Source organism: Clostridium sp. Marseille-P7770 (genome assembly GCF_902143525.1).
In the GTDB taxonomy this organism is placed as follows: domain Bacteria; phylum Bacillota; class Clostridia; order Lachnospirales; family Lachnospiraceae; genus Pilosibacter.
This window is the reverse complement of record NZ_CABFVC010000011.1, coordinates 18,614-40,127: the sequence shown is the minus strand read 5'-3', so window position 1 is coordinate 40,127 and position 21,514 is coordinate 18,614. Positions and strand designations below refer to the sequence as shown.

Annotated in this window: 22 protein-coding genes; 4 read left to right on the top strand and 18 right to left on the bottom strand. The window is 47.4% G+C overall.

All coding sequences use genetic code 11. The annotated features are described in order from the left end of the window. Positions 1-87 precede the first annotated feature (87 nt). From FN001_RS17410 to FN001_RS17350, 14 genes are all read right to left on the bottom strand, one after another. Complete coding sequence (locus tag FN001_RS17410) at positions 88-2,565, bottom strand: hypothetical protein (protein ID WP_142412700.1); 2,478 nt, start codon at positions 2,563-2,565, stop codon at positions 88-90. Positions 2,566-2,700: 135 nt separating this feature from the next. Then, on the bottom strand, positions 2,701-3,081 hold the full coding sequence (locus FN001_RS17405) for a hypothetical protein (protein WP_118530892.1): 381 nt from the start codon (positions 3,079-3,081) through the stop codon (positions 2,701-2,703). Positions 3,082-3,223: 142 nt separating this feature from the next. Beyond that, positions 3,224-4,144 (bottom strand): nucleotidyltransferase family protein, encoded by a 921-nt coding sequence (locus tag FN001_RS17400; protein ID WP_118297173.1) that lies wholly within the window; start codon positions 4,142-4,144, stop codon positions 3,224-3,226. A 197-nt stretch (positions 4,145-4,341) separates the two neighbouring features. After that, positions 4,342-4,704, bottom strand: a complete 363-nt coding sequence (locus FN001_RS17395; protein WP_142412699.1) for a DUF1667 domain-containing protein — start codon at positions 4,702-4,704, stop codon at positions 4,342-4,344. Beyond that, positions 4,701-5,933, bottom strand: a complete 1,233-nt coding sequence (locus FN001_RS17390) for an NAD(P)/FAD-dependent oxidoreductase (RefSeq protein WP_142412698.1) — start codon at positions 5,931-5,933, stop codon at positions 4,701-4,703. The genes FN001_RS17395 and FN001_RS17390 overlap by 4 nt, the downstream gene beginning before the upstream one ends. A gap of 1 nt (position 5,934) precedes the next feature. Further along, positions 5,935-6,441, bottom strand: a complete 507-nt coding sequence (locus FN001_RS17385; RefSeq protein ID WP_243122065.1) for a (2Fe-2S)-binding protein — start codon at positions 6,439-6,441, stop codon at positions 5,935-5,937. After that, positions 6,384-6,635 carry an FAD-dependent oxidoreductase gene (locus FN001_RS18560; protein WP_243122064.1) on the bottom strand — a complete coding sequence of 84 codons (252 nt, stop codon included), beginning with the start codon at positions 6,633-6,635 and terminating at the stop codon, positions 6,384-6,386. Before FN001_RS18560 ends, FN001_RS17385 begins: the two co-directional genes overlap by 58 nt. Positions 6,636-6,937: 302 nt before the next feature. Further along, a complete protein-coding gene (locus FN001_RS17380) occupies positions 6,938-7,624 on the bottom strand; it encodes a FadR/GntR family transcriptional regulator (RefSeq protein ID WP_142412697.1) in 687 nt (228 codons plus the stop codon). 49 nt (positions 7,625-7,673) lie between these two features. Then, positions 7,674-8,327, bottom strand: coding sequence for a chloramphenicol acetyltransferase (locus tag FN001_RS17375; RefSeq protein WP_142412696.1), 654 nt, complete (start codon positions 8,325-8,327; stop codon positions 7,674-7,676). 20 nt (positions 8,328-8,347) lie between these two features. Then, the gene (locus tag FN001_RS17370) at positions 8,348-10,042 is read right to left on the bottom strand and encodes an AAA family ATPase (RefSeq protein WP_142412695.1); all 1,695 of its coding nucleotides are present in this window, start codon (positions 10,040-10,042) and stop codon (positions 8,348-8,350) included. Positions 10,043-10,079: 37 nt separating this feature from the next. Next, positions 10,080-10,748, bottom strand: coding sequence for a hypothetical protein (locus tag FN001_RS17365; protein ID WP_142412694.1), 669 nt, complete (start codon positions 10,746-10,748; stop codon positions 10,080-10,082). Then, the gene (locus FN001_RS17360) at positions 10,735-11,367 is read right to left on the bottom strand and encodes an RNA polymerase sigma factor (RefSeq protein WP_243122063.1); all 633 of its coding nucleotides are present in this window, start codon (positions 11,365-11,367) and stop codon (positions 10,735-10,737) included. The genes FN001_RS17365 and FN001_RS17360 overlap by 14 nt, the downstream gene beginning before the upstream one ends. 73 nt (positions 11,368-11,440) lie before the next feature. Further along, entirely contained in the window at positions 11,441-11,986 is a 546-nt protein-coding gene (locus FN001_RS17355; protein ID WP_142412693.1) for a hypothetical protein, read from the bottom strand. Positions 11,987-12,252: 266 nt separating this feature from the next. Continuing rightward, positions 12,253-12,909, bottom strand: a complete 657-nt coding sequence (locus tag FN001_RS17350; protein ID WP_142412692.1) for an HD domain-containing protein — start codon at positions 12,907-12,909, stop codon at positions 12,253-12,255. 362 nt (positions 12,910-13,271) lie between these two features. Between FN001_RS17350 and FN001_RS17345 the strand changes: the two genes are divergently transcribed. The 3 genes from FN001_RS17345 (at position 13,272) to FN001_RS17335 (ending at position 16,833) form a co-directional block, all read left to right on the top strand. Beyond that, a complete protein-coding gene (locus FN001_RS17345) occupies positions 13,272-14,897 on the top strand; it encodes an IS1182 family transposase (protein ID WP_142412691.1) in 1,626 nt (541 codons plus the stop codon). A gap of 256 nt (positions 14,898-15,153) precedes the next feature. Then, on the top strand, positions 15,154-16,485 hold the full coding sequence (locus FN001_RS17340) for an MATE family efflux transporter (RefSeq protein ID WP_142412690.1): 1,332 nt from the start codon (positions 15,154-15,156) through the stop codon (positions 16,483-16,485). 72 nt (positions 16,486-16,557) lie between these two features. After that, positions 16,558-16,833: a MarR family transcriptional regulator gene (locus tag FN001_RS17335; RefSeq protein ID WP_185911981.1), complete on the top strand. Its 276-nt coding sequence runs from the start codon at positions 16,558-16,560 to the stop codon at positions 16,831-16,833. A 242-nt stretch (positions 16,834-17,075) separates the two neighbouring features. Here FN001_RS17335 and FN001_RS17330 read toward each other — a convergent pair whose 3' ends face one another. Next, the gene (locus FN001_RS17330; RefSeq protein WP_142411495.1) at positions 17,076-18,389 is read right to left on the bottom strand and encodes an IS30 family transposase; all 1,314 of its coding nucleotides are present in this window, start codon (positions 18,387-18,389) and stop codon (positions 17,076-17,078) included. 304 nt (positions 18,390-18,693) lie between these two features. On the opposite strand from FN001_RS17330, the gene FN001_RS18250 reads away from it, so the two are divergent. After that, positions 18,694-18,831, top strand: coding sequence for a hypothetical protein (locus FN001_RS18250; RefSeq protein WP_185911980.1), 138 nt, complete (start codon positions 18,694-18,696; stop codon positions 18,829-18,831). Between the two features lie 93 nt (positions 18,832-18,924). Here the strand turns inward: FN001_RS18250 and ribH are convergent, their stop codons facing one another. The 3 genes from ribH to ribE form a co-directional block, all read right to left on the bottom strand. Further along, complete coding sequence (gene ribH / locus FN001_RS17325) at positions 18,925-19,389, bottom strand: 6,7-dimethyl-8-ribityllumazine synthase (RefSeq protein WP_425518591.1); 465 nt, start codon at positions 19,387-19,389, stop codon at positions 18,925-18,927. A gap of 80 nt (positions 19,390-19,469) precedes the next feature. Beyond that, positions 19,470-20,681 (bottom strand): bifunctional 3,4-dihydroxy-2-butanone-4-phosphate synthase/GTP cyclohydrolase II, encoded by a 1,212-nt coding sequence (locus FN001_RS17320; RefSeq protein WP_021904510.1) that lies wholly within the window; start codon positions 20,679-20,681, stop codon positions 19,470-19,472. 126 nt (positions 20,682-20,807) lie between these two features. Next, complete coding sequence (ribE, locus tag FN001_RS17315; protein WP_142412688.1) at positions 20,808-21,506, bottom strand: riboflavin synthase; 699 nt, start codon at positions 21,504-21,506, stop codon at positions 20,808-20,810. Positions 21,507-21,514: the final 8 nt, after the last annotated feature.

Sequence of the window (21,514 nt, the reverse complement as noted above, 5' to 3'; positions counted from 1 at the left end):
TGGCTATCCTGCATCCGTCCCAGCTCGTTTTCGTTATGATTATAACATATCTGGGAAAAATGTAAAGTTTTTCTTAAGATACTCCCCCTATACCGGTACACAGCAGATAAAATCATACCCCGCTGCGCCGAACATCTGGTTCGCCGTCTCCATGGACAGGACTTCCGTTGTCCCGCTTTCCGGATGGTACACGCGGACATGCGTCTGGTCATAGCCGGTCAGGTACATGCAGATTCCCTCTCCGGTATACGCCAGTACCGGGATATTCTGTCCCACAAAGTACAGGACCTGAACGATACTGCTGCCCGACGCATCCAGAAGGAAGGTTCCGTCTTCCATTGTCTGGTTCTTCTCAAAGGAATCCCGATAGCGCTCCAGCAGAGCGGAACCCGCGGTGAGATCCCTGATATAGAAGGCGCTCGCGCGGTTTCCGCGGACCCAGATGGTCCGGTCACGTCCCGCGGTCACAAATCCCATATGATCGTATGCTGCCTGCGCCGCATCGGCAAAGTCCACAAAACGTCCGAGGAATCGTCCTCGTCCATACGCATAAAACTCCGTAGTCTTACAAGCTGCCGCTGCGATCGGTTTGACTGTCGAACTGCTCTCCGCAAGCTTCGGAGATGTCTGGCGGATCTTTTTCTTTGACGCATCGACATCACGGTCAAGCTGTACAAACATGATCTGCCCTTTCCGGTCTGATGCGTACCAGCCGATATCATCCGTCTTTCCCGGAAGGATCTCCGCATTGCAGACAAGCGTGTCCTCAGAATATGCTCCGAAAAATCCGTCCCGGCTGTTCACAGTCTTCATATGGATCCTGCTGTCATCCACAGACACCTCACGGATCCAGGAACCCGGCTTCTCATAATGCATGACCGACTTCATCTCCCGGTCAACGATATCGATGCTGTTCAGATAAGCCCCCATCACACGGTCATTGGACATCAGATAGTCTCCGCTGTCCCCGGTTCCATAAATACAGTCGTTTCCGACAAAACCAAGGATCCTCGTTACAGAACCACTCTGTCCGCCCACCTGAGTCTTGTCCCCGGTGTCGAGGTCCATGATCTGGATCGTCTGTGAATCCCAGATCCCGGTATTCTCCTGCCATGCCGCCCGGGAATGGTCCGCGCTGACCGCGAACTGCTCTTTTGTAAGTCCGGAGGCAAGTGCCACATACTCCAGACTCTTTAAGTCGATCCCATAGATCCCGTGATCCATATAGAAGTAGAAGATTCCATTCGTTCCGCGATGGGCAAGTACCGAGAGATCATCTTTTAACTCCTGATAAGGTTCCGACGATGGAATAAAGAATTTTTCTTCCAGCGCATTCTGTCCCATATCATAATGATAGTACGCGATCCCCGTGCTTCCTTCATGTGTTCCGCGGTTCATTCTCCCGTAAACGATAAAATCGATCCCGCCGTCCTCATCGACAGCGAGGATCTCGACGCCATGCTCCGGCACATTGTCCCTGATATCATCGGACGCTGCTCCGCCGAACGCGAACACCCGCGCCCCCACGTTCTCACCGCTGTCGTAAGCCCACAGTTCCCGGTCTGTCACAAATGCCGTATACTGGCCACCTGTGCTCTTTACGGCGTGAACTCCGTCACCGTTTCCGATCCCCAGAAGGATCCTCTTTCCGGAGAGCAGTTCCGTGTCTCCGGTGAAAAGTTCCGTCATCGTGCGCTCGTAATCCATCATGTAGATCCTCTGGGATGACCATTTCATCGTGAAGTTTTCTGTCACTTCATAGTTTTCTGTCTTTTCACCATTTTTCGCCGTCACTCTCGACGTGATCTCCACATTCGCGAGATTGCCGGAAAGTTCCTTCAGCTTCGTGTACGCCTCTCCGGACCGCTCCACACCGAGCGATCCCCAGGTGAGCTGGGTAAATGTGTCCTTCAGTGTCACCGTCCCTAGGGATGTGCTGCCTGCGGTCGGGGATGTCTCCATATACATGGTCAGACTCTGGGCATCACTATACTTATAAGTTTTTGAAGAAAAGTCCTCCGCCAGCGACAGCATCTCATTCGCATGTCCCTGGTCCTGTTCCGTGATCCGCATATAGTACCAGGCCTCGGATCCATCAGAGAGTTCTGCACATACCCCGAGCAGATATTCCTTTCCTGCATCCAGAAGGTTCTGGATCGGAAGCTCTGTACTCAAGGCGTTCTCACTGTCCCCGTTTAATGACGTTTCAAACGATCCAATTCTCGTTCTCTCGATCAGATCCTCCGTATCGAGACTGCGGATTTCATAATGCACTCCCTGGATCTTCGTAGTCCCTGCAAACCGGATCTTTAGTTTCCGGTCCTCCGGAAGCAGGATCAGGCTGTCACGCCCTGCGGTCACGCCGCGCTCCTCCGTCTGTCCGAACACGGGTGCCATCTCCCGTTCTCCCATCGTCGCATAGAGCACCGGGAATTTTGCTTTTTCCATCGCCGTGTACTCTGTGACTCCGTGCTCTTCTTTCTTCCCTACTGGGTGTACAAAATATACCACTGCCGCCGCTACAAAAACAAGCAGCAGGATCATGACTTTCTTTCCGGTCTTCATCTCACTGTTTCCTCACTCTGTCTATCTGTCACTGCCTGTCGGCAGAATTTTTCAATTTCCGTAACTGTTCAGTACCTTCAAACCCGTGCTTTATTACAGTCAACGCAGCAAGTGCGCAGACCTGCTGAACAGTTATCAATTTTCAACTCTGTTTAAAATTCTTCTACGGTAAATCTCATTCACAAACAGGACCTGCAGCAGATCCTGTTCTTCTGTTCCGCCCATAGTCTCCTCCGGGTGGCGTTCTCTGACTTTTAACAGTTCCCGGTATAAGAATTCCCGGTCCGGATATTCGTCATACATCGGACTCCCGGGGTATTCCAAAAGGTCACACGCCTCCTCGGCCAAAACCTGTTTTCTCTTCGCTGCTGAAGGATAGAGTCCTCTCAGATAGTCCATCTCCGACCGGAGCTCATTTCCGGTCAGGACCGGTCCTGCGCTCTGTTCCTCTCTCCGATAAAGCATCCAGGGCACTTTTTTCACTTCCGGGGGGTATCCCCGGTATCTCTTCTCCATAAAAACGTTCCCGCTCCTTTGCTGATCCCTATACAGGATTATCATATGCAAAAAGGAGCGGGAAAGCTACCATCTCATTTTATGATAATTTCGATCCACAGCCGGCAATTTCATGAAGTCTGACATGTCGGCGCCGGACCGGCTAAAACAGTTTTTTCGGATAAACACCCGCATCGACCAGCTTCTGGATCGACGCGACAACTGCCGGTTTGTCCTCTTTGTAGGTCACACCAAACCATTTATCCTTTGTCTCAAGGACGCGGACTGTACCTTTTCCGTTATGAATACAGCTGTCGATCACCGCTGGGAGAAGGTATTCCGCTTTCAGATCCCCCTCTTTCACGCCGGAGAGGAATTCCGGGAATCCTTTTTCCAGTTCTTTTACGAAAGATGCCGGCAGTCCGAACATATTCATGGAAACGTGCTGGTCTTCTTTTACGATAACCGGGTTGCCATCGTGGTCAGCCGCATGCATGCCGTCTTCCGCTTTGTAGACGTCGTATGTCTCTGTGACCTTGGAGAGATATCCATTGGCATCCACCGTGCACACGCCGCGGGTCACCGGACCATTTTCGCTTAACGTGTTGGAGAGGATAAAACCAGCCATACACATATCGAATGTATCCTTCGTATCATCCATCTCATTTACCATATAGTCATGGACGATCTTAAAGCCTTCTTTTCCGTAGTAGTCATCGGCATTGATGACAAGGAACGGTTCCTTGATCAGATCTCTCGCCGCAAGGATCGCCTGACCGGTTCCCCACGGTTTTTTTCTACCTTCCGGAACAGAAAAACCTTCCGGGAGATCATCCATCTCCTGGTACGCATACTCGACCGGAGCGATCTTCTCGATCCTGTTTCCGATGATCTCCTTAAAATCTTTCTCCAGATCTTTTCTGATGATAAAAATAATTTTATCAAAACCCGCTTCCAGAGCGTCATGGATCGAATAGTCCATAATGATCTCACCGCTCGGTCCAACCGGGGCAAGCTGCTTGATCCCGCCGCCAAAACGGCTTCCAATTCCTGCTGCCATGATGACAAGAGATGTCTTTTTCATGTAACAGTCCTCCTTTTTTCTGCAGATTCTTTCATTCTCATATGGAGGTATCATAGCACAGATTCAGATTCTTTTCAATCAGACAAAGAGTCCGGCTGCACTCTTTTAAGAAATTCGTAGGAATTTCTGCCAAAAAGCAGCCGCTTCCTTCGCATTTTCAAAGAGAACCACCGGACTCTTCCAAATGATCTTCTACACTACTGTTTCTCTACATTTTTCGTCGCGATCAGATCGCTTCCAAGACCTAAAATATTTTCTACGATCAGATCACCGGTATGGACCGGTGCATTTAAGGACAGCTTGCGGATCTCCGCCATCACCTCAAACAGCTTCTCCTTCGGCACCGCACGGTTTAACCGCACGCTGACAAGTGGGAGAACTCCATTTTTCACAGCCACGGAGCTTGCAATCGTACGCTTCGGCGCCTCGACCTCCTGCGCCGCATACTGAGCTCCCTTCGGGCATAAATTTCCACTTACGAAGATGCATTTTCCATCCACGATCTTCGCCTCAAGCTCACAGCCATTCGGACATACGATACATGTCATTTTTCTAATCATAAGATGCACACCTCCACTTCCTGCTCTCCTTCAAACGCCTCTTTCTTAACCGGGATCTGGATCATCTCTGCCGGAAGCGCCTTCTTTAAATGCTTTTTCGTAAGAACCTTTTCTCCCTGTCTGACCTCGATCGTACAATTTTCAAACTTCCGTCCGACACGCATGGAGATCGTCACATCTTTCTTTCCGCTGACCTTCATCGGCACCGTATGATTGATGCCGGAAGCTGCTTTCACCGGGATCGTGCACTCCGGCAGGCTGCCGTTTTCCACATATTCCGCAACACCGTCTGCCAGCTTTTCTGCTTCCATGGACACAAAGTCTACCAGATCATGAACATGGAGGACATTGCCTGCTGCAAAGAAGCCGGATTTTTCTGTCTGGAAATATTCATCGACCACCGCACCCTTTGTTCTTGCATCAAGCGTAACACCGGCATCGATGGAAAGCTCGTTTTCCGGGATCAGACCGACGGAGAGAATCACTGTATCACAATTGTATTCCTTCTCCGTTCCCGGAATCGGCTTCATGTGCTCATCCACCTGTGCAACGGTAACGCCTGTCACACGCTCATTTCCGTGGATATCTGTGATCGTGTGGCTCAGATACAGCGGGATTCCGTAATCATTCAGACACTGTTCGATGTTTCTCGGAAGTCCGCTTGGGATCGGCTGGATCTCAAACACAGCCTGTACATGAGCACCCTCTAAGGTTAAACGTCTCGCCATGATCATTCCGATATCTCCGGAGCCGAGGATCACGACTTCTTTTCCGACCATACGGTTATAAAGATTGATGTAAGCCTGCGCAACACCTGCTGTGAAGACTCCTGTCGGACGTTCACCCGGGATTCCCAGAGCACCTCTTGTCCTCTCTCTGCAGCCCATGGTGAGGATCACAGCTTTTGCCTGGATCTTCTTTAAACCATTCGAAGAAGCAAGGGTTACAACCTTATCCGGAGATACAGAAAGAACAGTCGTATCAGTCACATACGGGATTTTTAATTCCATGACCTCATCAATAAATTTCTGTGCATATTCCGGTCCGCTTAAGGTCTCTCCAAATCTCGTCAGACCGAAACCGTCATGAATACACTGACGTAAAATACCGCCCATGGTCTTTTCACGTTCTACGATCAGAACATTCCTGATCCCTTTTTTATAAAGCTCTACGGCTGCCGCAAGTCCGGCCGGACCTCCGCCGACAATTACCACATCACGTGTTTCCATCCTACTGTTCCTCCTTTCTCACTTCTCCGGTAAACATCCAGGAATTCTGTCTTGCGTACCGGATATCCGTATCCTTCACACCGAGCTCTTCCTCGATCATTTTTTCAATTCTCATCTGGCAGTAACCGCCCTGGCAGCGACCCATCATGGATCTTGTACGGTACTTGATTCCTGTCATTGTATGAACTCCGAGCGGATTGTGGATCGCCTTGAGGATCTCTGCCTTTGTTACCTTCTCACAGCGGCAGATCACCTCACCGTAATCCGGATCTTCTGCGATCAGCTTTGCTTTTGTCTCGTCATCCTGTTCATCAAACCGGATAATTCCCTCACGTTTCGGGTTAAATTCCGGATTTTCCTTAAATGCTTCGTATTCCTGCATCATCCGTGCCACCATACGTCCGATCGGAACTGCTGCCGTAAGTCCCGGAGATTCGATTCCTACAAGGTTCACTGCATGCGGCGCAAGCTCCGGACGGATCTCGATCTTGAAATCCTGTCCACACAAAGCTTTGCTTTCAGTGTTCCTACATCATATGCGAATCCACCATGGACCACTCCGGAATTTCGTCCGCTCGTCTCATAACAGACATCCAGATTCTTTTCCAGCACACCGCTCCGGAGCTGATATCTTGTAAGCTCTCTTGCGATTGCACTGCCGACAACACCGCCGCCAATGATAAGCACATCAAATCGTCCCATAACTTTTCTCCTTTTTGGATATTTTATCTCGTTGCTATTATTTTCTACAATGGTCAGGTCAAAATTCATCCTACCTATTTTATGTTTGAATCATATCATAGATCCCGGCGTTTTACAAGGACTTTTCTTGATTTTCCTGATATTTTTTCATTGTTTTTTCGCAGTATCCCAAAGGGGAGCGGCACGCAGGAATTTTGGGTCTCTCTTTCCCTTTATAAAAAAAGTCTCCGAAAATTTATCCTACAAATTTTCGAAGACTTTTCATATTCAAATTAGCCGGGCAGACACAAAGCCATCATCGCTCATAGTCCGCTCTGCTCTTCTTCATACCGGCTCGTGTTATAAAGGAGATGATACTGCATCTCCATCTCTGCCTCAAAGGGCTTGTGATCCCGGATATAACAAAAGATCTTTCGATGCGAGATCCATGTCCGGTCATATTCTGTCTGTGCAACCTCCCTTGCAAAAACAGCCACACCTTTTCCGATCACCGGAAGAAGATTTTCCATCACGATATTATGTGTACACTGGGCAATCTTCGTGTGGAATTTCGTATCCAATTCCGAATAATCCTCCCTCTTTTTCATTGCCGCTTCCATCTCTTCCAGGATCTCTTCCAGCTCTTTGATTTCATTCTCCTTTGCACACTGGGCCGCAAGTGCCGCGATCTGCGGCTCCAGCATGATCCTCACCTGAAGCAGATCCTTTGTAAGCTTTACGTAATCATTCACCATTGAAAATCCAAGAGGATCATCCGGGATCCCCTGTTTTTCAGACACAAAGGTTCCTGCTCCCTGACGGATCTCCAAGACATTTCTGGATGCAAGGATCTTTAAGGCCTCACGGACCGTATTTCTTCCTGCTCCCGTTCTCTCACAGAGCTCCTTTTCTGTCGGAAGCTTGTCTCCCGCTTTGTATGGTGTCTCCTGGATCAGATTCATGATTCCGTTTGCAACCTGCTCCGCAAGTGTTTTCGTCTGTGTCCCCATCAATTCCCGCCTCCTGTTCCTTCCCTGTCATATCCGGACAATGATCTGATCACAGCTCTTTCAATGTGATCGTATCAAGCCGTTTCTGTAATTCGTTAATAAACATGGACGTATGATATCCATCTGCCGCTGCATGAGCTATATTCACGCAGAATGGCATCGTCAGCCGTCCATCCCGCTCCGTAAATTTTCCGCAGGTGATGATCGGGAACAGCATCGGCGTTCCGCTCTCCGTATACGCAGAATATCCGGTAAAATCAAGCCACGGCACCATGGAAATACAATAAAAGTTCTGCGGCTGTCCGGGTTTTGCTTTTACCGCCTTTACATGCCGGTACGTTTCCATGTCACTGCACATATTTTTATAAAACGCCGAAAAGTCTTCCGTATAGGCGGTCCACACATCGGAAAAGGTGTGGTCATCCTCATGAAAGATCGTATAGTTCGGATGAAGGATATCATAATATCCCGGATTCCCGTCTTTGTCCCGTCCCATTCGAAATTCCTTCGTCGCCGCGATCTGCCTCGACACGCAGTACACAAACACCGGATAAAATCTCAGCCCTTTTTCCTTTACCTGGCGGTGCAGTTCGGTGATATCAAGAGACACCGTCACACTGTACCCGCATTTTAACAGGTTTGTATAATACTCGTAATGGGAGTTCCTCTCCCAGGTGGTTCGGTCGATCGGTGTAAATTTCATATGATGAATCTCCCCAATTTCTATACTTCCAGCACCTCTGCCCTGCACGCTTTTTTATTGCATGCGATTCCATAATACAGGATTCTTTTCATCCCTTCCTGTCGAAACTCATATCCATAGTCTTTATCCTGTATCTGCCTTAACGCTTTTTGAACCATTTCCTCCTCATGACCTGCTTCCGCATATTTTACTTCAATAACAATTCCTGTGCCAGAATTTGAGATCCGGATCGTAATATCACTGAATCCTTCCCCTGATTCCCGGTTGGATCTGACGATCCAATCACTCTTATAACTCAGAATTCCAAGCAGGATTCCCTGATAAAAGTTTTCTTTCCGCGAGTGCTGTACAAAAGTGTCTCTGATACTGATCGTCTGTCTCATATATTCTGTAAATAGAGCTTCTACCTGTTCTGCGTTTCCCACTTCCAATGCGCTGCAGAATGAATCGGCCATCGTTCCATCGTTTTTTACATTTTTCTGGAACATTTGCAAAATATGTTCTGTGATGATGTTGCGAATCTCCTGATTGGGAATTGCCAGATCATATCGGTTTCCAACCGGTTCCCCTCTCTGCGTTAAATACCCTGTCATAAACAAAGTGCTCCAGAGATTGTCCATAGATGAATACAATTCCTTATAGGTAAGTTCCTGATTAATATTTTTTTGAACCGAACCACCATTGACAAGAAGTTCCAGTTCTTCTTTCGTTACTCCCGTCTGATCTTCCAGTCCATCAATAAAGTGGTAGATCATTTCATTTCCGCTTGTGTTCAGCCAATAATTCTGAGGCGGAAGATATGGATCTTCAATATGGTCACTGCAATAATTGATCACATCCCACGGACAATAAACATCCGCTTTTCCGAATCGGTATCCATCATACCAGTTCTTTACTGTTTCATAATCCGAATCCAATTCGTAATAGTGAAGCATATCTCTCACTTCATCGTCTGTAAAACCGAAATATTCATCAAATGCAACTTTTGTGATTGGAAATATTTTAAAATTATTAAGTCCTGTAAATATACTTTCCTTCGCTACACGCAGACACCCGGTCAGAACCGCAAATTTCAAACTATCATTTGTTTTCAGAACATTCTCAAATAAGTTCCGAATCAGCAATGCCATCTCGTCATAATATCCATTCTCATTTGCCTTTGCCAGCGGAACATCATACTCATCAATAAGGACAATAACTTTTCTGCCATAGCTTCGTTCGAGCAATTCTGAAAGTTCCTTTAAGCTGTATACAAGTGTATCCTGCGTCATACCGCGGTCCATTAATTCCTCAAACAGCTTTTTGTCGACATCACTGAGTTTCTGGCTATCCATGGAAATAAATGCCCGCCTCGTCTCTGCATTCATAATTTTTATAAGGCTGCTGCAGGCACCTGAAAAATCACTGGCATTTACACCTTTCAGGCTAATGGAGATCACAGGAAACTGACCCATATATTTTTCACATAGTGCTGACTTCTGCGAAATATACAATCCCCGGAAAAGTTCAGGGTCCGCCCCAATTTCAAAGAAGCTGCGGAGCATACTCATATTCAGTGACTTTCCGAAACGCCGCGGGCGTGTAAATAGGTTAGCCTTTCCCCACTGGCTCAAAAGCTGTTCGATCAATTTTGTTTTATCTACATAATAGAAATTATCTCTTCTTATTTCTTCGAAATTTTCGATTCCTACTGGAAGTTTCAAAAGCTCTGTCATATGTGTCTCCTCCTTTCCCTGTGCTGTTTTCTTCATTTTACCATCTGGCATTTGCACATGCAAGTTGAATCATTTCACTCCATTCATCTTCACTTAATCCTTTGGAAATATCCAAAGAGTACGCGTAATTCCCATCTGTCCAGACAGCCAGCGTGAAAACATCATTCTCGCCTTTCAATGTCACAGGATTCGCTCCAACCATAATTTCTTTTACGCTGGAATACACATTATAATCTCCGGAGACATCATCCGTTCCCATGCCCTTTCGGAATACGGCTGTCTCGCCTTCTCCGGTATACTCAATCTGCGCCATCTCTCCCCAGTAGGAGATGTATACTTCTTTTTCAACAGTAAACGGGAGTCCCTCCACTTCGTTTACCGTGAAACCTACTGCCGCGGAAAGCTCATCGATAGATTTTACTTCCACCATGCCGTTCGCGATGCTTACGCTTTCTTTCGTTTCCAGTTCTCCCGGTCCCGTGAGCTTCGGCCAGGCGAAGGTGCATACCAGAAGGATCGCAATGCAGGCCGCCGCGGCTGTTATATTTCTCACCGTTCGTCTGCGGAACTGGCGGATCTTTGACTCTTCTCTGCTTTTTGCCGCCTTTTCCGTTTCCAGATTCAAGTTCTCCACATAGCTGAGGATCCGTTTGCGCATCGCCTCGTCTACCTCGATTTTGTTCATGATCTCATCATATTTCTTCAAAATCGTACTCTCCCTTCAGAACTTCCTTAAGCTTCTCCCTTCCCCGGCGAAGATCAGAACGGACCGTCGATTCATTTCTTCCAAGAACCTTCGCGATCTGTGCCGTCTGATAACCTTCATGGTAAAATAGGTGAATCACCTCCCGGTATTTTACCGGCAGACTCTTTACCGCCTCCCACACAAAGGACAGATCCTCACGCTCTTCCGCGACAAGCTCATCATTCAGTTCATCCGTCTCCCGAAGTTTATTATACCTGATCCTGTTTTTGCTCAAGTTCGCAGCGACTCGCAGAAGCCAAGCTTTTTCATGATTCTCACTTTCAAATTCCGGTGCTGTCTTTAAAAACTGCACCAACGTGTCCTGAAGAACTTCCTCTGCATCGCTCATATTATGAAGATATGTATAAGCATAGCGCAGGATGCTGTCTCCAAACCTGGTCAGAATCATTTCCGCCCGGCCGTTCGTCTCCGCCTGACGCATCCGCGCTTCCCATTCTTCTTTTTCGACCATATTCTGCCGGTTTTCGTCCTTTACCCCCGGCATAAAGGCCCAGATAAGGGCTTGCAGCCACCGGAGCAGGCGAAATCCCGGCAGCTCCCATGCTGTCCATATTCCCATTCCCGTTTTTCTCCCTGTTTTATCGTATCCTGTCATATGAAGCTCTATCTGTAGCCCGCTCCGATATCCATTCTCAGCAGCCCTGTCCCGCCATTCCAGTCATCTCATCCGCTGAAATTCCGGCTTCTACATACATAGAATAAGTATAACCATCCTCCGTCCAGGTGGCAAGGAATACCTTATCTTCCTCTCCCTTTAAGGTCAGTTCACGATTTTCCGCCTGAACTTTCTGCTCCTGCGCATAAGCAGTGTAATCTCCGCTGATATCCCCGGTTCCCGGTGCTTTCCGGATTCGTATTTCCTTATCCTCATTATTCCAGAAGATCACTTCGATCGTCAGAGCATCAGCAGAGTCCAGCACCTGGATCATCTTCTTTCCGTATTCTGCCGGAATTTCCGGAAGTTTTAAGTCAAAACCAGCCATATTTTTCGCCTCCTCCATCGTTTTTACCTCGATCCATGGATTCGCAATCTGAGCATTTTCAGATGCCTCCTGTGAGTCTTTCATTGTCTCGATTACTGCAGTCTCCTTTATTTCCTGTTTTCCATTTCCGCAGGCGCTCACGAAAGCCGCCATCATAACTACTGTTGCAAGCATTACTAAATTCTTCTTATACATATTGATTCCCTCACAATTCTTCATTTTGACTCTGGCATTTTTGCCTTTCTACCCTATATACAACCAGCCAAACGAAAATGTTGCGGTAAAAAATATTTTTTCGAATATCGGAATTAAAATGCTCAAAAAGAATATGCCCTGGCACATTCGTGCCTTTTTTCAACAGCAAACTCCCCCGAATTTCCTATTACAAAAAAACACTCTCAGCGCAGACCAGTTTACGGTCTGTTCCAAGAGTGTCTCTGATGCATGTTCCATATTTTATTTTATACGATCTTGCTTCCGTTCGCTGTCATCTTGAATTTCGCTCCGAGCATTTCACACGCACGGCGGCACATGAGCATGCGCTGTAAGAAGATCTCGAAGTACTCCAGCATGGAGCAGATGTTTTCATCGATCTTTAAATTCAGCGTGATGACCTTCTTCTCCTCATTGATCTTTAATTTTGCCTCAGTGACTGCATAATTGACCCGGTCATGAATATCAAAGGCGGCCATTTCTTTCTGCCGCACACGATTTCTCCGGACATCTGTCTTATCCGCAATGATAAGCGCCGCAGAGATCGGATCTACGGCTCCGCCCGTTGACTCATCATGATTTCCGATGGCGGAGATGATCACCGCACGATCCTCAATTGGAAGATCAGTCTTCTCAAGGACCTGTGCAGCCAAAAGCGCGCCATACTCTGCATGTGCGTGCCGGTTGATCGCATTCCCCATATCATGCATGAAGCCTGCAATTTTTACCAGCTCAATATCGTGCTCGGAATATCCGAATTTCTGAAGGATCACACCTGCGCGCTCTGCCACCACTGAACAGTGTGCTGCCGAATGATCCGTAAATCCCATGGTTCCGAGATTGTCATTTCCTTTTTTCAGGTATGCCAGTACTTCCTGATTTTTCTTAATTTCCTTATATGTCATATTCTTTTTCCTCTGCCGCAGTCGACCCAGCTCGTGACTGCTCTTTCTTTTCTCTCTCATTTTCACCTCTATATCATATAGCAGAAAATAGAAAGGAACAATCACGCTCCGGTAAAAGAATGTAAAATCTGTGTAAAACTACATTCTGTGAGATTTCCATCTTAATTCGAGTCGATCCTCCGTGCGACAGGACGCAAATTTTATATCTGTGAGATATGACACAAAGTTCATATCCGTGATACATGGCGCAAATTTCTCCTTGACATATGGGGCTGTCGCACTAACGTGCGGCAGCTCATTTCATATTCCCAACACAAAACGCCGAGCTTCGAAAAGCCCGGCGTTCGTGGTATAATCAGTTTATGCGACTAAACAAAATAATACAGAGAGATTATACCTCTTTTTCTCTGTATTATCAAATCAAACTTCCGCTGGATTTAGAGATTTCTATTCCATCTGATGATCCGGTTCGTCTGGTAAGTGCCTTTGTGGAGGAAATGGACCTTTCTGAACTGTATAAAACTTACAGCAGGATCAGAAAAAATCAGGCAACGCCGCGTCAGATGCTGAAACTCGTCATCTATGCAGCAATGAATCGAATCTACTCAAGCAGGGATATCCAAAAGGCATGCAAACGGGATATCAACTTTATGTACCTCCTGGAAGGAATGCCGGCTCCTGACCATGCAACGATCGCGCGTTTTATCTCCCTGCATTTTTCAGCTTGTGCAAAGGTACTGCTTGCCCAAATGTCAGATCTGCTCTATCTTCTTGGTGAGATCTCAGGAAAGACCATTTTTATTGATGGCACCAAGATCGAGTCTGCAGCCAATAAATATACCTTTGTATGGAAACGGGCTATTACGAAAAATCAGGCCCGGTTATACACAAAACTATCTTCTTTTGTGGCTGAATGTGAAGAACTCTATGGAATCAGGACCGTATACCAAGACCGGATATCCATCCACACATTAAAACGGTTAAAGAAGCAGTTGTGCCGCATAAAAGTGCAGGAGGGAATTGTGTTTGTACATGGAATCGGGCGTAGAAAAACACAATTACAGAAATCTCTGGAACAGCTGGATCAATATCTGGAGAAACTAAAGGAATATACAAAAAAGCTGTATACGCTTGGGGATAGAAACAGCTATTCCAAAACAGACCCTGACGCAACCTTCATGAGAATGAAAGAGGACGCGATGCTGAATGGACAGTTAAAGCCTGCTTATAACATTCAGCATGGAGTGGATTCCGAATACATCACATGGATCGATATCAGCCCGCACCCTACCGATACACGTACCCTGATCCCGTTTTTGAAAGACATGGAGAATCACCTGGGATTTAAGTATTCAGAAGTCGTTGCAGATGCCGGGTACGAAAGTGAAGAAAACTATCTTTTCATTGAGGAAAACGGACAGACCGCCTATATAAAGCCGCAGAACTATGAGATTTCGAAGACCCGAAAATACAAAAAAGACATCAGTAGAAGGGAAAACATGGAGTACCATGCAGACAGGGACAGCTACATCTGCCTCAACGGAAGGGAACTAACTGTCACAAATGAACGCAGAAGTAAAACAACTAGCGGATATGTCAGTGTAAAAACTTATTACAGAAGCCCAGACTGCACTGGTTGTCCTTATAAAACGGAATGTATCAAGGGAAACAACTGCAAAACACCTATGGAAAAGCGCAATAAAGTGCTGATGGTTTCAAAAACAATGAGCCAGAAACGCGCAGAAGATCTAGAACGGATCACAAGTGAGTATGGAACGATGCTCCGTATGAATCGCAGTATTCAGGCAGAAGGTTCTTTTGCTGACGTAAAAGAGGACATGAATTTTCGAAGATATCTGTATCGTGGAAAGGCAAATGCACTGGCAGAGAGCATCCTTCTGGCGATGGGACGAAATATCAATAAGCTTCATTGCAAGATTCAGACCGGAAGAACGGGAAGTTATCTTTTTCCCTTAAAAAGGGCATAGATTTTGATAGTTGAAAATAAAACAGCCTGAAATAAGGCATGCCGAAAGGGATGCCTGGGAATGAACTGCGTTTATAAAGAATGGCATCGAAAACGTGACCGATTTCGATGCCATTTGGGCATAAAGCAGGGCTGCCGCCCAGCAAAAAATATTTGCTAATGCGACAGCCCCATCAATATCTGTAAAACTGTCTGATAGGAAAGACACGAATTTTTCCCCTCGGTCAGACATAGACAAAAAACTGAAAGGGCACACGATGAATATTTCACTTTCCGACCACTTTACCTACAAAAAACTCCTGCGGTTCACGTTTCCGTCTATCGTCATGATGATTCTCACGTCCATCTACGGAGTTGTGGACGGTGTTTTCGTCTCGAACTTTGTGGGTTCCGAGGCCTTCGCCTCCATTAATATCATTATGCCGTTTCTGATGATCCTCGGTGCCATCGGCTTTATGACCGGCAGCGGCGGCAGTGCCCTGGTGGCTCTGACCTTCGGAACCGGGAATGAAAAAAAAGCAAAGGAGATCTTTTCCCTCCTCGTCTACATTCTGATCGCGGTGGGCTTCCTCTTTACGGTAGGCGGTGAGATTCTTTTAGCCCCGATGGCAAGACTCTTAGGTGCTGATGAGATCCTTCTCCCCTACTGCGTCCGTTACGGCCGGATCATCCTGCTGGCTCTGATTCCCTTCATGCTGCAGAATGTATTCCAGAGCTTTCTCGTTGTAGCGGAACGCCCGCAGCTCGGACTCTTGATCACCATCGCGGCAGGACTCACAAACATGATCCTCGATGCTTATTTTATCGCTGTTCTGCGTCTCAGTGTCGTGGGAGCTGCCGCCGCAACGGCGATCAGTCAGTCCATCGGCGGACTGATCCCCCTGGTCTACTTTATCTTTCCAAACAGGAGCCGACTCCGTCTCGGAAGGACCCGTATGGACTTTAGTGCCCTGTTGAAGACCTGTACAAACGGCGCTTCCGAGTTTATGACGAACATCTCCATGTCCATCGTAAACATGCTCTACAACTGGCAGCTCATGCGCCTTGCCGGTTCCGACGGTGTTGCCGTATACGGCGTCATCATGTACGTGAGCTTTATCTTTGCGGCGCTCTTTATCGGCTACTCTATGGGAAGTGCCCCGATCGTGGGCTATCACTGCGGTGCAGGAAATAAGAGCGAGTTAAAGAATCTGCTCGGAAAAAGCTTCCGGCTGATCCTGACCTTCCAGATCATCCTGACGATCGTGGCAGAAGCGGGTGCCCCGTTTCTTGCGGGAATTTTCGTCCGCTATAACACGAACCTCTTAGACATGACGGTCCATGCATTCCGCTCATACTCGATCTCTTTCCTGTTCATGGGCTTCAGCATCTACGCATCGTCCTTCTTTACGGCACTCAACGACGGATTCGTCTCCGCTGTGATCTCCTTCTGCCGTACCATGATCTTTGAAACGGGTGCTGTGATCATCCTGCCGTTTTTCCTCGGTGTCTCCGGAATCTGGTATTCCATCATCGCGGCGGAATTTATGGCGGTATGCCTGTCGCTCTTCTTCCTGATCCGGAAGGCAAAGAAGTACGGATACACATAGACCGATAGCCCGTGCAGGCGGATGCAAAGCCCTGCACTGCCCCCATACACTTATATTTTCAGGAGATCTGCCATGTACTCTGCATTTAAAGAATTCTACAACCTGCTCAGCCAGGTCAACAGTGTCTACCATGACGCTGCATTAAAGCTCGGTCTCACGGACAGCGAGCTTGATATTCTCTACTCCCTCAATGAACACGGTTCCGGCTGCAATCAAAGTATTTTTTACAAAGAGACCGGCACCACAAAATCCACGATCAACTCTGCAGTACGCAAGATGGAACAGGCCGGTTATCTGTACCTGAAACCCGGAACAGGGAGGAACACCTGCGTTTTTCTGCTGACTTGAAAAAGTAAATTCCAGTGCAAAAGTAAATTCCACCGCTCTTTTAAAAGTTGCTTATAATCTAGTGATTTTTAAGAAGAAAAGCGGAATCTATGCTATAATACAAGTAATCTATGGCGAAATTTTCTGTTTTTCTGTATGGCAAACAAGCTGCTGGAGGTCGGTGTGCACGACTAAATTCCACCAGCCACATTTGAAAAATGTGAAAAGTTTACTTCCAGTCTGACAGCAGATTTCTTCATGGGTTAGTGGTTATAGCGGATCAGCTTAGGTGTTAAGATGACTTTGTCAGGGTCAATACGCCTAAGCTGAAATGCTTTTAAGACGTCTTCCCCAAAAGCCTCCAGGGCGACATCATACGGTGTACGCCCATTCAAACTCTCCCGCGGTGTTGAGTTGATGTGGCTGGTGATTAAATTCACATCCCATTGAGTCAGGAATTCAAAGGTAGTTCGTTTCGGCAGTATCATGCGGAGCATGGTGTGTGCCTGTTCAATGCCGCCTTTCTGTCCGCTTCTCATGGGATCACAGTAATAAATGTTGGTTCTCTGGATACCAGTAACACCGGTTTCGAGAGAATCAGGATCACCGAATTCAGCGCCTCTGTCGGTGAGTATATATTCAAACAGAGTCAGGAAATCGAAGGTACCAAAACGCTTTTCTAAATGGTCCAAAACGAGTCGTACAGATCCTTCCGTATTCCGGTTCATGAGGAACGCAAGAAACAGCTTTTCCCTTGTAAAAAAGAAGGTAAGCAGTGTTTTAGAGGAACCAACAGCGGAGTGGACGGTGTCCATCTCTACAAAAGATTCCAGGTGCAACTGTTGAAAATCAGCGTAAGTTCTGCCATTAAAGACACGGCGGTCAGATATCTGTGATTTATGGACTTTTCTGGGTTTAAACTTCACTTTACGTTTCAGATCAACGTTTCTGGCAGTCAGAAGTCCCATATCAAGGTAGTTGTAAACGCTGCGGACGGAAAGATTCAATTCCGGATGGTTTGCAACGATCTGGTAAGGAGACTGGCCCTGATCGATCAGAGGAGTGATGATCTTATCCTTTTTGTGGAGTTCCTGTCTGGTCATAGCGATTCCGGACCTGGAATCCTTGAGACACTCCCGGTATTTCCGGTCAGCGAACCTGGCATTGTAGGTATATTTGTGGGCAATCGTACAATGATTGATCTTTTTACTGCATCCATTGCAGACGTAGGGAGCCCGATCAAGTTTGCTGCAGCGTTCTTTTTGAAAATCCGGACAGGTCTGGTTACAGGTGGGACAGGAAGCACATTTAACGCCGCAAAAAAGGATCTTATTGCAGGCATTCGTTTTCTTACAACGGAAACGCTTGGTACAGAAGTTCTTCACATTAAGAAAAGTCCCTTTGTGAAACCAATCGGAGGCTCTTCTGGCCTTCACTTCTTTTGAAATCGTAGTAGGGTCCTTACAGAGAAAGCGGGCAATATCTTTAAAGGATGTACCCTTATCCAGTTCATTCTGGATATAGATACGATCCTCTATGGTGAGATGCTTCTGGTTGCCTGGGATATATTTACTCATAGTCAAACTCCTTCTACTGCTGTCAGAAGGACGATTAAAGTATCATATCAGTATGCATGAGTAAATATCAACTGTGCAAGAGTAAACTCCACCGCCCTTTGGAGAAGTGGAATTTAAATTTTCATTTTAGGCNCTCATAGTCAAACTCCTTCTACTGCTGTCAGAAGGACGATTAAAGTATCATATCAGTATGCATGAGTAAATATCAACTGTGCAAGAGTAAACTCCACCGCCCTTTGGAGAAGTGGAATTTAAATTTTCATTTTAGGCCTGCGTTTTTCTCACGGAAAAAGGAGAGGAACTCATGAAAAATACCGCCCATCGCCTGATCTCCATCGAAAATGCGATTTTTGAGAGCTGGTCTCCCGAGGAGCAGCAGCTCTTCATGAAACTGAACCGGGATTTCGCTGCTAAATTCACGGAAGAGACTAAAACCTTATAAGCTCTGATAAAACAGAATTTCCCATTACGCAAAAATCAGCGCCTCTGAAAAATGTTTTCAGGCGCTGATCTTTTACGTCTATATGATCTGAATTTAGAACTGTCTCATAAGATTTACCATCTCGATCGCGGAAAGTGCACAGTCATATCCCTTATTTCCGCCTTTGCTGCCGGCACGGGCGATGGCCTGCTCGATGTTCTCTGTTGTCAGGACGCCGAAGAGTACCGGCATCTTCTCTGCCAGTCCCACCTGAGCGATTCCCTTGGAGACCTCACTGCACACATAATCGTAGTGTGTGGTATCACCGCGGATCACAGCGCCGACGCAGATGATCGCGTCGTACTTGCCGGACTTTGCCATGGCAGATGCCGCAACCGGGATCTCGAACGCCCCCGGAACCCAGGCCGCCGTGATATTTTCTTCCTCCACACCGTGGCGGACAAGTCCGTCAACTGCTCCGCCTAAGAGCTTATTTACGATGATCTCGTTGAAACGGGAAGCTACGATCCCCACTTTCATGCCTTCCGGTGCTACAACTTTTCCTTCTAATACTTTGATCTCTTTCATGATGTTTCTCCTTTTCTTTCTTATGTTTTCTGCTATTCAAAAGTCTTCATAATTACGGACGTTCCATCCTATCACACTTTAATTTTTGTAAAGATATGCCCCATCTTGTCCTGCTTCGTCTTCAGATAGAAACTGTCGTACTGCTGCGGATCGATCTCGATCGGCACGCGCTCATGGATCTCAAGTCCGAAGCCGGAAAGTCCGTAGATCTTCTCCGGATTGTTCGTGAGAAGTCTTAAGGACTTCACACCGAGATCCCTTAAGATCTGTGCCCCGATCCAGTATTCCCTGAGATCCGGAGCAAAACCAAGCTTGATATTGGCCTCCACCGTGTCAAAGCCCTGCTCCTGAAGCACATACGTCTTCAGTTTGTTGATCAGACCGATGCCACGGCCTTCCTGGCGCATGTAGAGGATGATGCCACGGCCTTCCGCCTCCACCTGGCGCATCGCGGTCTGGAGCTGTTTTCCGCAGTCACAGCGCATGGAACCGAACACATCCCCGGTCAGGCACTCGGAATGCACGCGGCAGAGCACATCCTCGCCGTCCCCGATATCACCTTTCACAAGAGCCACATGGTGCTCGCCGGTAATATCGTTCACATAGCCGTAGATCTTAAAGTGTCCATACTGGGTCGGCATGTCCGCGCAGGCTTCCTGCACCACATGTTTTTCATGGACACGGCAGTAATCCTGCAGTTCCTTGATCGTGATAAATTTCAGTCCGTACTCCTTCGCCAGCTTCCACAGATTCGTGGTCCGCATCATGGTTCCGTCTTCCTCCATGATCTCACAGCACACGCCGCACTCGGAAAGTCCCGCCAGACGCATAAGGTCAACGGTTGCCTCGGTGTGGCCGTTTCTCACGAGCACTCCGCCCCGTCTTGCTACAAGTGGGAATACGTGTCCCGGTCTTCTGAGATCCTGGGGCTTTGTCGCCGGGTCCACGCATTTCATCATCGTGTAAGAGCGCTCCGCCGCGGAAATTCCTGTTGTCGTGTCCACATGGTCAATGGAGACCGTGAATGCCGTACAGTGGTTATCCGTGTTCTCGGATACCATCTGCGGAAGTCCCAGCCGCTCTGCCACTGCCGCGCTCATCGGCGTACAGATCAGTCCCTTTGCGTGGCTTGCCATAAAATTGATATTTGCCTGTGTCGCGAACTCTGCCGCGCAGATCATATCACCCTCATTCTCCCTGTCCGGGTCGTCTGTCACGAGAATGATTTTTCCCGCCCGCAGATCTTCGATCGCTTCTTCGATTGTGTTGTATTGCTCGTTCATATTTTCCTGCCTTTCCAGAGTCCTTTATTAAAAGTTTTTCTTTCAGCAGGATTCCTACTGCTGAAACTTTAACCGCTCTGATCTCATATTTTCTGGATGTTTCTAAATATCTTCAAAGCATCTGTTTTAAAATCCATATTTCTGAAGGAACTCCATGCTGAGACCGGGGTTTCCTTTCGTGCTGTCCCCGGCATCCTTGCCGTCCTCCGCTTTTCCCCGGTCCGCACCGGAATTTCTTCCGATATCCACAAATTTCTGAATATATTTCCCCACAATGTCGTTTTCCAGATTGACCGGCTCTCCTGCTTTTTTCTTCAAAAGCGTTGTCTCCTCGCCGGTATGCGGGATCACCGACACTGAAAAGCTCCGATTTGTCACCGCCGCCACCGTGAGGCTGATCCCGTCGATGCAGATCGAACCTTTTTCCACGATCAGATCCAGGATCTTATCTGCACATGCGATCGTGACCCAGACTGCATTCTCTTCCCGTCTCATCGATTCGATCTGCCCGGTTCCGTCAATGTGACCGGAAACGATATGACCGCCGAATCTGCCGTCCGCCGCCATGGCCCGCTCCAGGTTTACATAACTTCCAGCCTGCAGTGCTCCGAGGCTGCTTCTCCTCACAGTCTCCGCCATCACGTCGGCGGAAAACTCGCTATTTTTCATATTCGTGACCGTAAGGCAGACACCATTGACCGCGATGCTGTCACCGATCTTTGTTCCTTCCAGAACCTTTTTCGCTTTTACCGTCAGCGTACCGGAATTTCCGCGCAGGGAAAGTGCCTTCACCTGTCCGAGTTCTTCTACAATCCCTGTAAACATGATCTCAT

What these genes read in the sequence shown, in the direction of transcription:
- FN001_RS17345 (WP_142412691.1), top strand. Translation starts at nt 13,272, where the DNA reads ATGCGACTAAACAAAATAATACAGAGAGATTATACCTCTTTTTCTCTG.
- FN001_RS17390 (WP_142412698.1), bottom strand. Translation starts at nt 5,933, where the DNA reads ATGGAAACACGTGATGTGGTAATTGTCGGCGGAGGTCCGGCCGGACTT.
- FN001_RS17370 (WP_142412695.1), bottom strand. Translation starts at nt 10,042, where the DNA reads ATGACAGAGCTTTTGAAACTTCCAGTAGGAATCGAAAATTTCGAAGAA.
- FN001_RS17335 (WP_185911981.1), top strand. Translation starts at nt 16,558, where the DNA reads ATGTACTCTGCATTTAAAGAATTCTACAACCTGCTCAGCCAGGTCAAC.
- FN001_RS17350 (WP_142412692.1), bottom strand. Translation starts at nt 12,909, where the DNA reads ATGACATATAAGGAAATTAAGAAAAATCAGGAAGTACTGGCATACCTG.
- FN001_RS18560 (WP_243122064.1), bottom strand. Translation starts at nt 6,635, where the DNA reads ATGGGACGATTTGATGTGCTTATCATTGGCGGCGGTGTTGTCGGCAGT.
- FN001_RS17410 (WP_142412700.1), bottom strand. Translation starts at nt 2,565, where the DNA reads ATGAAGACCGGAAAGAAAGTCATGATCCTGCTGCTTGTTTTTGTAGCG.
- FN001_RS17395 (WP_142412699.1), bottom strand. Translation starts at nt 4,704, where the DNA reads ATGATTAGAAAAATGACATGTATCGTATGTCCGAATGGCTGTGAGCTT.
- FN001_RS17405 (WP_118530892.1), bottom strand. Translation starts at nt 3,081, where the DNA reads ATGGAGAAGAGATACCGGGGATACCCCCCGGAAGTGAAAAAAGTGCCC.
- FN001_RS17320 (WP_021904510.1), bottom strand. Translation starts at nt 20,681, where the DNA reads ATGAACGAGCAATACAACACAATCGAAGAAGCGATCGAAGATCTGCGG.
- FN001_RS18250 (WP_185911980.1), top strand. Translation starts at nt 18,694, where the DNA reads ATGAAAAATACCGCCCATCGCCTGATCTCCATCGAAAATGCGATTTTT.
- FN001_RS17360 (WP_243122063.1), bottom strand. Translation starts at nt 11,367, where the DNA reads ATGGGAATATGGACAGCATGGGAGCTGCCGGGATTTCGCCTGCTCCGG.
- FN001_RS17330 (WP_142411495.1), bottom strand. Translation starts at nt 18,389, where the DNA reads ATGAGTAAATATATCCCAGGCAACCAGAAGCATCTCACCATAGAGGAT.
- FN001_RS17400 (WP_118297173.1), bottom strand. Translation starts at nt 4,144, where the DNA reads ATGAAAAAGACATCTCTTGTCATCATGGCAGCAGGAATTGGAAGCCGT.
- ribE (WP_142412688.1), bottom strand. Translation starts at nt 21,506, where the DNA reads ATGTTTACAGGGATTGTAGAAGAACTCGGACAGGTGAAGGCACTTTCC.
- FN001_RS17380 (WP_142412697.1), bottom strand. Translation starts at nt 7,624, where the DNA reads ATGGGGACACAGACGAAAACACTTGCGGAGCAGGTTGCAAACGGAATC.
- FN001_RS17355 (WP_142412693.1), bottom strand. Translation starts at nt 11,986, where the DNA reads ATGTATAAGAAGAATTTAGTAATGCTTGCAACAGTAGTTATGATGGCG.
- FN001_RS17375 (WP_142412696.1), bottom strand. Translation starts at nt 8,327, where the DNA reads ATGAAATTTACACCGATCGACCGAACCACCTGGGAGAGGAACTCCCAT.
- FN001_RS17340 (WP_142412690.1), top strand. Translation starts at nt 15,154, where the DNA reads ATGAATATTTCACTTTCCGACCACTTTACCTACAAAAAACTCCTGCGG.